We start from the raw sequence: 13,599 nt of genomic DNA, 5'->3' as shown, positions 1-13,599 counted from the left end.
GTGTTTAACTGGTCGGGCATTATCATCTGGAAACATAAATTAATAGTTATTAATATTCTTTCTGGAAATGAGACTAATTGTTACACGTGTTGATTGGTTATTATTATGCCATGCTGAGTTATGGATACATAATCAAAGGTTTTATCTATCGCTCCCATCGAAAAAAACGATTAATAAGCAGGGTTGTAATCGTTAAATGAAAATGGATTAATACACCCGCTTCGGCGAAGTAGGTAAATAGAAAAGGAATAAATTATCAGCAATAAAGATAAAAAGTTGGTTTCAAAAATCATTAAAGAAAGAACAAGAATAATTTTAGAAAAGTCCAAGAAAAATTTAATTAGGTAAAATGTCAAGGCTTTGGAAAGCCTTGGTTAACTCTCAATGGATTGTTCACACAATTGAGATAAACATGAAAAAGACAATTATCGCCACTACGTTATCAACAATTGCATTTGGTGCAGCTGCGACTGAAAATAAAGATGAACCATATGTTTTTATTGGACTTGGAAAAGCAAGTGAATCAAGTGGCTTTAGTGCAACAGCTGGTGTTGATGCAACAGAAAACTTTGCATTAGAGCTATCAGTGCATAAAAATAGTGATTCAGACAGTGATAGTTATTATAGTGCAAAACTAGATTGGTGGACTATTTCACTTACACCCGCTTTAAAATTACCACTAAATGAATATGCGCGTTTATACGCTAAAGGTGGAGTCTTTGTTGGTGGTGGTGAAATAACAGTAAAATCATACCGTGATAGTTCTAAATATTCTGATAGTACTTTGAATTTAACATATGGTGCAGGTATTGAATTCATGCCAATCGATAACGGGTTATCAGCGCGTGTTAGTGTTGACTGGTATAACTTCGGTGATATGAATGTTAGAGGCACAACAATTGATGTTGGCACTGAAAAAGTTATTAATTTCATGGTTGGTTATAAGTTCTAATGCAAAATAATAAAGGATTCACATTAATAGAACTGGTAATTGTTATTGTTATTCTTGGTGTGCTTGCTGTCACTGCCGCATCTAAATTTTCAGGTATTCAAAATGATGCTAGAGAAGCTACATTAGATGCTGCGATAAGTGCAATTCAAGCTGCGGATTCAATCGTATTGTCTAAGTCAATCACGAATGGCATCGATAGCATCGATAATGCAAAGCTAAATCTTGGTAATGGTGAAACAGTAACGACAACATTTGGCCATATAAGAATGCATGACATTGATATTAAAAAAGTTGTAACTCTTGATGGATATACCGTTCTTAATGCTTCAAGTGAATATAATGAAGTAAAGACAACATTACTAATTACCAATCGTAAAGAAAACACAAAAGAAACCATTTTAAAATCTGAATGCTTTATTGCTATTGGAAACAGTGAATATGGTGAATTACAGTTTTTCGTGAATAAAGATAACTGTTAGTTATTTGGTATATTATCTTATTTAGCGGTTGTAATATCATTTGAAAGTATGTCTTCATCTTTATTTTAATACGTAATTATTAAATAAAGTTAGGCAAGGGCTCATGCCTTAATACAATACACTCTACCCTTCAATTAGCTAAAATTGACTATTGTTAAAAAACGCCATGTGAGCACTAACTAACCCCAAATGCTTGCATGGCGATACTTTTTGACTGTTTAATTTACTGAGAAATTACAGTAACCTAACCAAGTCTTGTCTCACTACAGTGATTTAAAAGCCTCTACATAGGCTTTTAAATCACACGTACTTCATCAGCCGACATGCCTAGCTTATACAGCGCAGCTCCTAGACCAAACCTTGTGCACCAATGTAGTAATCACTGCCGAAGTGCTCCACTTACTTCTGGATACTTACAAGCGCATTAGGGCTATCCAGTGGCACCTCAATCATGGTAAAACCTTCTTCCTCTTCGTTGATCTGTCAGTAGGTTCATAAAATGTGATGACGCTCAATGCTCCATTTTGCGGGATAAGTATCCCACATAGTGGAACTCAGTGAATATTCAAAGCCTTAATTAATACACTCGTTACTTAACAATAAAAAGCGTTTTTTTAAACCTTTTCACAATATGCAACTAAGCTAAATTAAGCCACGCATAAAACAATGGGGTGTAAGTCCTGCTGAAATTTGCGATTAAACGGATATCACCCAACGTAACGGAGTCAGCATTTGACATAAGGATTGTTATGACAACTCCACCTAAATTCCCTCACTTTTATCAAATGAATAACGTTATTCAAGATTACGCTTGGGGCAGTAAAACCTCCATCAGTTCGCTGTTTGGCATAAAGAACCCCGAAAGCAAACCTCAAGCAGAAATATGGATGGGCGCTCATCAAAATGGCTGCTCTAAGATCACTGTCGCTGACAAACCGGTCTTACTCTCCGAGTTTATATATCGCCACAAGACGGAATTAATCGGTGAGAAAGCCGATAAGTTATTTGGGGACTTACCGTATTTATTTAAAGTGTTGGCAGCAGATAAAGCCCTGTCAATTCAGGTTCACCCGAGTAAAGAACAAGCTAAAGTTGGTTTCGCTTATGAAGAGGCTATGGGAATACCACAATCTGATAGCCACCGTAACTATAAAGATCCTAATCACAAGCCCGAGTTAATTTATGCCTTAACCACCTATCAAGCGATGAATGGCTTTCGTGAATATGATGAAATAGTGGGCTTATTCAGTGCTATCGAAATAGAAGAAATCTCTGCTTTGGTTAACTTGCTCCAAGCCAACCAAAACCAAACGGGGTTAAAACGTTTCTTCGAGTCCATACTGTCTTTAAATGGTTCCACCAAGACAACTGTCGTCACTAAGCTAATCAATTATGCAGAGAATCACCGTGATGATGCGCTGTTTTCATTAATTTTAGAACTTGCTGAGCAGTATCCTGGTGATATCGGTCTTTTCTCGCCACTGATGCTAAACACCATCACGCTTGAACAAGGCGAAGCGATGTACCTTCAAGCCTGTACTCCCCACGCCTATATTAAAGGTACTGGCCTAGAAATCATGGCAAACTCCGATAATGTACTGCGCGCAGGGCTAACGCCAAAACATATGGATGTAAAAGAGCTGGTTGATTGCACCTGTTTCACGCCAACGAGTGTTGATAAGCTACGCTTAATACCCAACCGATATAGCGACGTCGATAACTACCCAATACCTGTACCCGATTTTAAATTCAGTGTATATCACAACGCGAACAAAACACCTCTCAAGGTTAACAGTGCAGAGATATTACTGGCTCTGGATACCCCACTCACTGTCACCCATGCCGACGGCGAAACCATGACAGTGAACAAGGGTGAATCTATATTTATCACCGCCTGCACCGAAGCATATTATGCTAACTCTGAAGGTACTTTTGCCCGAGCTTATAACTAACCATTTGCAGCTTGAGAGTTAAAAGTAAACAAAAATGCCAGATAGGTTCTCTATCTGGCATTTTCAATCTGATACTATGTTAGGTCATTGCGTATCCAGCCACTTCAATCAATTAAACGCCAGATTCCAATTTCTTAAGCAATTCGTTTACTTGCTCTGTACCTTTGGCTGAGCGACATAAGCTGGCAGGTGTAACCAAACCGAGCTCAATATTTTCGGTCATGAACCACGACTCTGTCGCTGCTTGGCTACCAAAATAATCAAGTGCTTGTCCATATAGTTCTGCTGGAATCTGCTTTTTTTCCATATTCACTCCCTATCCACTTCTGGTTCTTATGACTAACTTAGCGAGATTTTAAGCGGCTATCAGTTAACAGCGTCACATTCAGCTATAACGCATTTTCATCAAGATAGGTTAAAAATCGCTGCCACGATTTATAATCAGCCTCTTCGCGATAATTCTTCGAACCATAAACAGTAAAAGCATGTGGGGCACCGCTGTAAACTATCATTTCATTGCTAATGCCAGCACTTTCTAGTTCCTGTGATAAATCAGCAAAGTCCGCCATCGGAATCGCCGCATCTGCAGCACCATGCATCACTAGGATATTGCCTTTTGACTTGGTATAGTCCTGCCCTTCTGGTGTCTGAAGCCCACCATGGAAAGTAACGAACCCTTTCATATCAGCGCCAGAGCGTGCTAATTCCAATACGGCAGCGCCACCAAAGCAATAGCCCATCGCGACGGTATTATCGGTATTAGCACCGAGAGAATCAGCCATCGACAAAGCCCCATCCATTAAATCACGCATTTTCTGGCGGTCTTTATACAGCTCACCGGTATGCTGCCGCTTATCTTTGACTTCAGTAGGGCGCACCCCGGCCCCAAATAAATCAGCGGCGAAAACGGCATACCCTTCTTCCGCCAGCATTTCAGCACGCTTTACTTCATAGTCTGTTAAACCATCCCAATCATGGATCAGTAGGATTAGTGGTGCATCTTTCTCATCTGGGGTTATATAATAACCCTCGTAGTTCTGGTCATTGACCTTATATTCAATTACCCGTCCCTGCTCTGCCCACGATATAACAGGGAAAACAGCCAGCACCGCACCAACTAGAAGCCTATTTCTCATCACACTTACCTATGCATATTAAGACACTTATAGTGACTGTAAGTGTAGGCTTTATTTGAGATAAGCGTTTAAACGAGCCAAACCTACCTGCAGAAACTAACCTTTAGGGGTGTACTATTAAATCCTGCTTTTCACAATTAATTACCGTGACATGGGTCACACTTCTATCCAACTCAACATTTTGTTCTATTATTTCATTAACCGGCATTATTTGTTGATGAATATCTCACTTTTCAATATCATACAAGCACAAAGTGAAATTAAATTACAAAAAAAGGCGTTAATTATGATCGAAATGTTAGCACTCACTCAAATTTTCCTTTTGCGTCAAAAAGCAGCAGAACAAAAAGAAGCTCAGAAAAAAGAACAAGCACGATAATGTATTACAGCTTGCGCCGCAGGTTGAAGTGATCTGGAAGGGAAACCAGATCTATTATTGTAAAAAGCTCATCCGTGATTCATCTGCTCCAAGTCTCTATCATTACCCACAATACGGATTCTTGCGTATTGCTCGTTCACAGTTTCATTGTCGGTAGTGAAGGGGCAAATGGTAATATAGAACTATGCAAATATTGAGCGAGTGTTTTAGAGGAAACAACATAGCCTAACCTGATCCCCGCTAAACCTAACCCAAATTTTTCTTTCGATATGCTGGCGCCGTATACCCAGTCCATTTCTTAAATGCTCGGTTAAAGTTACTTAAATCGTCATACCCTACCCGCCATGCGACTTCTTGAGCACTCAGTTCTGGTTTACCCAGTAACTCTATCGCAAGATCCCGCCTTTCGGCATCACGCATTTCTCTAAAGGTTAAACCTTCAGAAATTAAATTCCGTTGCAAGGTTCTAGACGTCATACCTAATAACCGTGCAAACCAGTTAATATTGAACCATGGTAATGACGCATAAGTTTTAATCAAACTATGTACCGACTGATGCCAGCAGACTTCCAACTCTTTTTTCGGTATTTGATGAAAGTCGATTGGAAGAGGGACAGTGAAGGCACCAAATGACTGGTTAAATTCAATCTGAGTCTTGCGAAAATGCGCAGGAAGTTTACTGGCGTTAGCATCACCTGAAACCAACTTTGCATGCTGTGGTTGCCAATAACCATCAATGAACCGACGGCAGAAATTAACCAAGGCTAATGTTCTAAACCATTCAGCTTGTTCAAAACCAGGCGTAAATTCACGATAAGCACTTCTATGACAAAGCCACCATTGCCCATCAACCATTTCAGTCCAAATGATAACGTGATTACTCAACTTAGGTATTTCATTTGCTAAGAGTTGAATTCCCTCTGATAGCGAACGACAACGTTGAGCCTTTTCTTCAACGTCGGGTGATAGCTGCTTGATTGTCACAAAACGGCCAATCTCAATACCAATAAGATAGCCGTACCTTCTTTCTAGCCCATATAAAAACAACATCAAATCTTTTGTCGGCAACCAATGCTGCAGCTTCATGACCTCAACAGGCAAATGGCATTCTACAGCGACACCTTTCCAATCAAGGCCATTTTTTTCACAGTACTCAATAAATGGACGTATGTTGCCTGCCGAGCTCAAAAGAATGTCAGTCGTCGATGATGTTGATTTCATGCTATGCCGTAGAGTTACATTTAATTAATGACTTATAAGTTTTCAATTTTAGCCTAGAGACTCACCGTAGCATTGTTTCAACTCATAAGCCCAGCCTTATGTCGCTAACTGACCTATCTCATGTCGCCAAGTGACCTACCGCAGAAAATACAATGTTTTACTCTTGCTGCGCTCAGGCAGGGAAGCCTTACAAATACAAAACATTGATGTACATACCTTAAATATATGTGTTCTCTTTACTTGGCAGCACGAAATGAATAAACAACTATGCACACTACTTCTCAGCGTACTTTCCTTTGGCGTTAACGCTAAACAATATGATAGTACTGATCTCGAGAGCCTCTACCAGCTAGCGTTACAAAACGACTCATTACTGAGCATTGCAGAACTTACCGAACAGCAAGCAGGTTATGCAATTGATGGTGAGAAAGGTCGCCTACTTCCACAAATCAATGCCTACTTCAATGCAACTGCTTTTTTTGACTCTGATGAAATCGAGTCAACTTATGGCGGTAGCGGCACCATGGGCAATGTTGGTATCAATTTACGACAAGCCATTTATACCCCTGCCGTTCAGGCTGGCATTGCTATCGCTGATAAAAATAACGAAAGTGCTTCAGTGCTTGTTACCAAAGCACATGAAGCTCTTATCTTTCGCACAACCAAAGCTTACTTTGATGTGCTTAGAACCCAGTCATTGCTGGATAACGCAAAAGCGAATGAAAAAGCGCTGAGCGAATACCTTAAAATTACCCAACGCCGCAACAAGGCGGGTATTTCATCAGAGATCGACTTACTCCAAGCTCAAGCTCGCCGAGATCAGTCCAAGGTTGTAGTTATTAATACTGAAACAGCCTACCAATTGTCATTAGACTCACTGCAAACACTGTCAGGTCATGAATTCTCGGCAGTACAACCATTAAAGGTTGAGCACTTTTCTCCACAGTTACCAGTCTCGGATACTGGCTCTTCGTGGCTAGATACCGCAATGAAGAATAATCGCGATATCCAACTGGCAGGGATCACGATAGAAAAATCCAAGTTAGAAGTCACTCGAGCCCAAGCAGGTCACAAACCTCAGTTATCTTTAGTGGCAAGGCTAAACCAGCGTTTTAATGGCGATGTTGAATCGACAGCAACAGGTCAACCTATTGCTGCCAACGAAAGCCTAACATCGGGTGAAGTCGCGCTGGTTATGAATGTGCCAATTTATAGCGGGTCTAGCCTTTCAGCTTTCGTTGATATTGCCAATACCGAACTGGATATTGCGTATCAGATCCAAGAAGAGTCTCGTCGCCAAACTTACCAAAACGTGAGATTTGCTGTAAGGCAAGCTGAATCAGCAATGATGCAGATAGATGCCTTCGAAAAGGCTGTGAATTCCCAAAATAAAGCGTTGGTTTCAGTCCAACGAGGCTATGAGCTTGGGGCGAGAAACATGAGCGAGGTGCTTGACGCAACTCGTGATTATTACGCGTCGGAATCTGAGCTTTTTAACGCGTATTTCTCCTTTATAGAAAGTGCCCTGCTCATCAAGTTCTTAGCAGGCGAGATTTCAGAAAACGATATTACGGCATTAAACGCCAGTATCGAAAAAACCATTCAAAAGACAGAAACAACCGAGGTAACAAATGGTTAAAAAAATCCACGCTCTGTGTATTATCGCCATGGCAGTATCAGGTGCAGCCAATGCATCAGGTGTTGCTGTAAATACAGTTGAAGCACAATTAACGACCGCTAATCCGACAAGAGACTATGTTGCTAAATTTGAACCTCAAGCTCACACTAAAATCACACCTCGTGTAACTGGCTATATTGTTGAACAAAAGGCAGCAGATGGTGCATTGGTAGCCAAAGGTGATGTGTTATTTAGACTCGATGATACTCTTTATCGTCACAATCACAGCCTCGCAGAAGCAAATGTAAGCCAAGCCCAAGCTGCACACAAAAGTGCAGAGCTTCACTTTGACCGTGTGGTACAGCTTCAAGGACCTGGTGGTTCAACACAGTCAGACTTAGAGCTTGCTCAATCTCAACTGGATTCCGCCAAAGCAGCACTAAGTGCGGCAGAAATAAACCGTGAAAAATCGGCTTATGATTTAGCCTCAACCATTGTTGTCGCGCCTTATGATGGGCAATTAGGAAAAGCTCGTTTCTCTGAAGGTGATCTGGTTTCTCCTGCAGCGGGTGCCTTGATTGATATCATACAGCTATCGCCAATGAACGTAACGTTCAATATGGATTTCAACGCTTATAAGTCATACGGTTTGAATAATCCTGATAACCAGCGCGTACGCCTTCGAGATACTCAGGTTCCAGCCGAAGTTAACTATGTTGCCAACAAAGTGAACCCTACTGCAGGCACGATTCAAATATCAGCTAGCTTCGATAACAGCGAATATGGCTTCAAACCCCATAAAGTCACACACGTTACCATCAAGAATGCCGAAGCACAGCACGGTTTTTGGATTCCAGAATCTGCCCTAGTTCAAGATTTAACAATCCAATACGTCTACGTGATTAGCGAACACAACAGTACTGCGGTGCGCCGTGACATTAAAGTATCACAGCGCCATCAAGGCCAAGTCTTCATTACCGATGGTATTGAAGCAGGCAATCAAGTCATTACCGACGGGCTAATACGAGTTCGTCCAAATGCATTTGTTCACGTGCAAAATGAGAAATAATCATGCTAAGCCGCTTTTTTATTTTTAGACCAAAATTTGCATTGGTTATCTCAATTGTACTGACCTTGATCGGTGCCATTGCGATTAAACTCATGCCTATCTCTGAGTACCCGGAAATCACCCCACCCGTTATTAACGTGGTCGGGCTATACCCAGGTGCAAGTGCTGAAACCATTGAACAAGTCATTGCCGCGCCTATTGAAAAAGAGGTTAACGGTGTCGACGGTATGCTGTACATGGATTCACGTTCCGCCAACGATGGTACCTACATCCTTAAAGTTACCTTTGAGATCGGTACCGATCCTGACTTGGCACAGGTCAATGTTCAAAACCGTGTTGCAGCAGCCCTTCCTGCGCTACCACCGATTGTGAACAACCTTGGTGTCCGTGTTAAGAAAGCCTCTTCTGATACGCTAATGGCGATTGCTCTGTATTCACCAGAGCAAACCTACGACCGTCAGTACCTTGATAATTGGATGACACTAAACCTCGTTGACCGTATTTCCCGTATCGCAGGTGTGGGTGATATGACCCCTCTGGGTACTGAATATGCAATGCGTATCTGGCTAGATGTTGACCAAATGACGGCATTGGGTATTACACCTGCGGAAGTTCGTGGTGCAATTGCCGACCAAAACAGTCAATTCCCAGTCGGTAAGTTAGGTGCTGGTCCGCTTAACAAACACAGCATGCTTCAGATCCCGCTGCTTAGCCAAGGGCGCCTAGAAACTGTTGAAGATTTCGAAAATATTATCGTACGAACTGACGCGGATAGTGCAAACATCTACCTGCGTGACATTGCCGATATTGAACTGGGCGACAACCGCTACGAAACGACCACAATGCTAAATGGTCAGCCTGCGGCTCTGATGACTATCTCGTTAGCACCTGGTGCGAACGCACTAGAAACGGGTCAGGCCGTTAAAGAGTTACTGTCATCAATGGAGCTGCCAGAAGACGTCGCTTTTGCCTACCCATTTGACGTCACTGAGTTTGTATCTGATTCTATTTCTACGGTAACTGAAACATTGGTCATTGCAGTAATCCTTGTAATATTGGTTACTTACTTATTCTTAGGTAGTATCCGTGCAACCATTGCACCAGCGGTGGCGATACCAGTATCACTTGTTGGTTCATTCTTCTTCATGAATACACTTGGCTTTACCATCAATACCATCACTATGTTTGGTATGATCTTAGCGATTGGTATTGTCGTAGATAACGCGATTTTAGTTATCGAAAACGTTGAACGCGTCATGACGGAATACCCTGAGTACGGAGCCCCAAAAGCAACTTACATTGCAATGCAGGAAGTAACAGGCCCTATTGTTGCCTCCACCCTTGTTATGCTCGCGGTATTCGTACCGATTAGCTTGCTGCCGGGTATCACTGGTGTAATGTTCTCGCAGTTCAGTATTACGCTGTGTATTTCGCTTATCATTTCCGCGATTAACGCGCTAACCCTATCGCCTGCAATCTGTTCATTAGTTATGAAAGTTGAAGAGCCAGCGAAATGGTTTATCGCGTTCAACCGCGGCCTTGATAAAGTGACTAATATATACGGCAAAGCAGTAAGTCTGGTTGTACGTAAAACAACGGTTCTGCTAATTGTATTCGGTGGTACCATTGCAGCAACGTATGTACTGAATACCATGGTTCCAAATGCTTTCGTTGAGCCTGAAGATAAAGGCGCTATGCTCGCATTGGTTCAGTTGCCTGACGGTGCATCGCTCAATCGCACCGATGCGGTATTGGATCAAGCTGTTGCGATCATTACAGCAGATCCGGCGGTTGAATTAGTTGGTGGTGCAAGTGGCTTTAGTGCCATCACGCTTTCTATCCAACCTAACAACGCGACAATGTTTATCGCCCTTAAACCATGGGAAGAGCGTAAGCAGCTTGAAGGCAACAACACAGTATTTGATGTACAGAAACGTCTAAATGGTGCGTTAAGCGGTATTGTTGAAGGTATTGCAATGACAATAGCGCCACCAGCGATTTCAGGCATTGGCTCAGGTACTAACCTTGAGTACATGTTGCAAAACAGTACCGGTGTTTCTCAAACTGAACTAGCTCAATCTGCAAACAACCTTATTGAAAAATTGAATGCAGCGCCAGAAATTGCAGCTTCATATACATTATTCCGTGCCAATGTACCGCACTACTTCATTGATGTAGACCGTGAAAAAGCACGCCAATACGGTGTCTCTGTAACCGCTATCAACGACACAATCATGACTTATCTTGCTACGTCACGTGGTGGTGATTTCTCTCTTTGGGGCAACACTTTCTACGTAACCCTGCAGGCAAAAGCTGAACAACGCGTTAATGTTGAAGACCTGAAGAACATCCATGTGAAATCGACGGCAGGTGAGATGCTTCCACTGTCTGCTGTTGTAACTGTTGAGTCTCGTCTAGAAGCTGATGTAACGTCTAAATACAACATGTTATCTGCTGTGAAAATCTTTATTGCACCAGAGCCGGGCTACTCTTCTGGTCAAGCAATGGCAGCAGTTGAAGCTATTTCTGCTGATACCCTGTCGACAGGCTATAGCTACGAGTGGACAACCATGGCACTGCAAGAAAAGCTTGCGGGTAATGCCATTGTTTATGCTTTTATCTTCGCGATGATCTTCATCTACCTGTTCCTCGTTGCACAATACGAATCTTGGGCGCTGCCTGTTGCGATCATTATTGCGGCACCGACAGCGGCATTAGGTGCTTATCTTGCACTTGTGTCAACAGGGCTGGCAATGACGCTGTATGGTCAAATTGGCCTAATCCTATTGATTACTATCGGAGCGAAGAACGCAATCTTGATTGTTGAGTTTGCAAAAGTTCAACGCGAAGAGAAGGGCCTATCTATTGAAGAGGCGGCAGAGAAAGGTGGCACAATGCGTTTCCGTGCGGTAAATATGACGTCTTGGTCATTTATCCTCGGTATCGTTCCACTCGCATTTGCATCTGGTCCAGGCTCAGTTGCACAAACAGGTACTGGTTTAACACTACTTGGCGGCATCTTATGTGTACTTGTCTTAGGTACGGTTATTACTCCAGGCTTTTACGCGCTATTTCAACGAATTCGCGAAAAAGTTAATGGGGAAAAACGACGCGAAATTTGCTTAGATTAATGAGACATTAATATATCAGTGATTATTTATCATTTAATTTATTAAGCTAACATTAAGCCAAATAATAATCTCATTAAGGTTGTATACAGCTTTAAAATAATCAAACCACTCTAATTTTCAGGGTGGTTTTTTATATTTGTGATAAATAATGCAAACACAAAATATAACGACTTTCATGCTAGTTAATGTCGTTATCTGACCTATAGGTATTTTGTTAGAAAAATATAATCTCCTCATCCAAACAAGGAGATACCTATGAAACTCAAAGCCATTGCTCTATTGGCCTCTACATTAGTTATTCCTACTTCTTATGCATTTAGCTCAAACGATGCCGTTGCTGAAAACCCAGTTGAAGCTGCACTAAAAGCTGAAGGTGCATTAGTTACTCTTCCTGTTGAGGCCGCTAAAGGGCAATTTGCACCTGAGTTTGTCGATGCAGCCCGTGCGAACTACAATAACTTCCACTGGCAAATGGGGGGTGATCACGGACTTTACTACAACATGAGCATGAATGAGTTCATGCCGACCGCGATTGCTTCCCCTAATGAAGAATATAAGCCGCTTGTTAAAGCGATTAACCCAGAACTCAGTAAACTGACGGTCAATACGCAAGCGAAAGGCGAGCTGACAATGGATGAGTACCTGGCTGATCCAGCGTTCCGTACTCAAGGCTTCATGCTAATTCACGAAGGTAAGATTGTTTACGAAGCCTACCCAGGTATGAAGCCAACTGACCGCCATGTTTGGGCTTCAGCAGCTAAAACGACTGTCGGTTTAATTGTCGCTCAATTGGTTGAAGAAGGTAAAGTTGATCCAAACAAGCCTATTACAACATATGTCCCAGAACTAAAAGATACGGTTTGGGACGAAGTCACAGTACTTAACGTGCTTAATCACACTACCGGTTTTGATAACGAAGAAACGCTAGAATCGATCCTTGATCCAGACTCACCCGTTGTACGTTTCTTTGCATCAAGCTTTGGCACACCTCGCTTTTCTACAGGCAAGGTTGAAAATTGGCTAGATGTCGCAATAGATACTGAAAAGAAAGCAGATGAACCCGCAGGTACTCGCTTTAGCTATGCATCAATCAATACCATGATCTTGACCAAAATGATTGAGCACCTTGAAGATACAACATTTACAAAAGTGTTTGAAGATCGTGTTTGGGGCAAGATGACAGCTCGTCAGCCAGCCCTATTCAATCAAACGCCGGACGGTATGGCTATTGCCGTTGGTCTAATGTTAACTACGTTAGAAGACATGGCTCGCTACGGCATGCTATTCACACCTAGCTGGGAAGCTGCTGCTACCGAGCCTGTTGTATCACAAGCGGTTATTGACCGTATTCTAACCAGCGGTGATCCTGAAACTCACACCGACACGACTAAGCAAAAGAGTTCAATTAGCTCTGTTGGCGAAGCCTCTTCATCTCAGTCATACCAGTTTGACTTCATCTTTGACGATGGCGCAATGGCGAAAGGCGGTAACTTAGGTCAGTTCATCTACGTTGATCCGAACCGTGACTTTGTGGGTGTCGTTTTCTCAACTAATCCATACCACTCCGGTTACGGTGAGTTCAAAGCACCGACATTCATGCGCCAAGCTGCGAAGCTGCTTGCTGACAAATAAACCAACATAATATCGCTTCAAGGACGAAGC

General features: G+C 42.2%; 10 protein-coding genes. 7 read left to right on the top strand and 3 right to left on the bottom strand.

What is annotated here, in order from left to right; genetic code table 11:
* Window positions 1-412: 412 nt before the first annotated feature.
* From L4D78_RS16365 to manA, 3 genes are all read left to right on the top strand, one after another.
* Window positions 413-952, top strand: coding sequence for a porin family protein (locus L4D78_RS16365; protein ID WP_428467925.1), 540 nt, complete (start codon window positions 413-415; stop codon window positions 950-952).
* Window positions 952-1,431 (top strand): prepilin-type N-terminal cleavage/methylation domain-containing protein, encoded by a 480-nt coding sequence (locus tag L4D78_RS16360; protein WP_428467924.1) that lies wholly within the window; start codon window positions 952-954, stop codon window positions 1,429-1,431. Before L4D78_RS16365 ends, L4D78_RS16360 begins: the two co-directional genes overlap by 1 nt.
* 749 nt (window positions 1,432-2,180) lie before the next feature.
* Window positions 2,181-3,383, top strand: a complete 1,203-nt coding sequence (manA, locus tag L4D78_RS16355) for a mannose-6-phosphate isomerase, class I (RefSeq protein WP_428467923.1) — start codon at window positions 2,181-2,183, stop codon at window positions 3,381-3,383.
* 112 nt (window positions 3,384-3,495) lie between these two features.
* On the opposite strand, the gene L4D78_RS16350 is transcribed toward manA, so the two are convergent.
* The 3 genes from L4D78_RS16350 to L4D78_RS16340 form a co-directional block, all read right to left on the bottom strand.
* Window positions 3,496-3,690 (bottom strand): antitoxin Xre/MbcA/ParS toxin-binding domain-containing protein, encoded by a 195-nt coding sequence (locus L4D78_RS16350; RefSeq protein ID WP_428467922.1) that lies wholly within the window; start codon window positions 3,688-3,690, stop codon window positions 3,496-3,498.
* A gap of 82 nt (window positions 3,691-3,772) precedes the next feature.
* Entirely contained in the window at window positions 3,773-4,519 is a 747-nt protein-coding gene (locus L4D78_RS16345) for a dienelactone hydrolase family protein (protein WP_428467921.1), read from the bottom strand.
* Between the two features lie 625 nt (window positions 4,520-5,144).
* A complete protein-coding gene (locus L4D78_RS16340) occupies window positions 5,145-6,119 on the bottom strand; it encodes a helix-turn-helix domain-containing protein (protein ID WP_428467920.1) in 975 nt (324 codons plus the stop codon).
* A gap of 253 nt (window positions 6,120-6,372) precedes the next feature.
* Here L4D78_RS16340 and L4D78_RS16335 point away from each other — a divergent pair, with 253 nt between their 5' ends.
* The 4 genes from L4D78_RS16335 (at window position 6,373) to L4D78_RS16320 (ending at window position 13,569) form a co-directional block, all read left to right on the top strand.
* Window positions 6,373-7,758, top strand: coding sequence for a TolC family protein (locus L4D78_RS16335; protein ID WP_428467919.1), 1,386 nt, complete (start codon window positions 6,373-6,375; stop codon window positions 7,756-7,758).
* Window positions 7,751-8,806, top strand: a complete 1,056-nt coding sequence (locus L4D78_RS16330; protein WP_428467918.1) for an efflux RND transporter periplasmic adaptor subunit — start codon at window positions 7,751-7,753, stop codon at window positions 8,804-8,806. The genes L4D78_RS16335 and L4D78_RS16330 overlap by 8 nt, the downstream gene beginning before the upstream one ends.
* Window positions 8,807-8,808: 2 nt before the next feature.
* Window positions 8,809-11,937 carry an efflux RND transporter permease subunit gene (locus L4D78_RS16325; protein ID WP_428467917.1) on the top strand — a complete coding sequence of 1,043 codons (3,129 nt, stop codon included), beginning with the start codon at window positions 8,809-8,811 and terminating at the stop codon, window positions 11,935-11,937.
* A 255-nt stretch (window positions 11,938-12,192) separates the two neighbouring features.
* Complete coding sequence (locus L4D78_RS16320; RefSeq protein ID WP_428467916.1) at window positions 12,193-13,569, top strand: serine hydrolase domain-containing protein; 1,377 nt, start codon at window positions 12,193-12,195, stop codon at window positions 13,567-13,569.
* The last annotated feature ends 30 nt before the right edge of the window (window positions 13,570-13,599 follow it).

Source organism: Photobacterium minamisatsumaniensis, from assembly GCF_050336695.1.
Classification (GTDB): Bacteria; Pseudomonadota; Gammaproteobacteria; order Enterobacterales; family Vibrionaceae; genus Photobacterium; species Photobacterium minamisatsumaniensis.
The sequence above is the reverse complement of the archived record's forward strand: the minus strand, read 5'-3'. Positions and strand labels throughout refer to the sequence as shown.

Excerpts from the sequence above, each read along its gene's own strand:
- L4D78_RS16365 (WP_428467925.1), top strand. The coding sequence starts at position 413 with ATGAAAAAGACAATTATCGCCACTACGTTATCAACAATTGCATTTGGT.
- L4D78_RS16360 (WP_428467924.1), top strand. The coding sequence starts at position 952 with ATGCAAAATAATAAAGGATTCACATTAATAGAACTGGTAATTGTTATT.
- manA (WP_428467923.1), top strand. The coding sequence starts at position 2,181 with ATGACAACTCCACCTAAATTCCCTCACTTTTATCAAATGAATAACGTT.
- L4D78_RS16350 (WP_428467922.1), bottom strand. The coding sequence starts at position 3,690 with ATGGAAAAAAAGCAGATTCCAGCAGAACTATATGGACAAGCACTTGAT.
- L4D78_RS16345 (WP_428467921.1), bottom strand. The coding sequence starts at position 4,519 with ATGAGAAATAGGCTTCTAGTTGGTGCGGTGCTGGCTGTTTTCCCTGTT.
- L4D78_RS16340 (WP_428467920.1), bottom strand. The coding sequence starts at position 6,119 with ATGAAATCAACATCATCGACGACTGACATTCTTTTGAGCTCGGCAGGC.
- L4D78_RS16335 (WP_428467919.1), top strand. The coding sequence starts at position 6,373 with ATGAATAAACAACTATGCACACTACTTCTCAGCGTACTTTCCTTTGGC.
- L4D78_RS16330 (WP_428467918.1), top strand. The coding sequence starts at position 7,751 with ATGGTTAAAAAAATCCACGCTCTGTGTATTATCGCCATGGCAGTATCA.
- L4D78_RS16325 (WP_428467917.1), top strand. The coding sequence starts at position 8,809 with ATGCTAAGCCGCTTTTTTATTTTTAGACCAAAATTTGCATTGGTTATC.
- L4D78_RS16320 (WP_428467916.1), top strand. The coding sequence starts at position 12,193 with ATGAAACTCAAAGCCATTGCTCTATTGGCCTCTACATTAGTTATTCCT.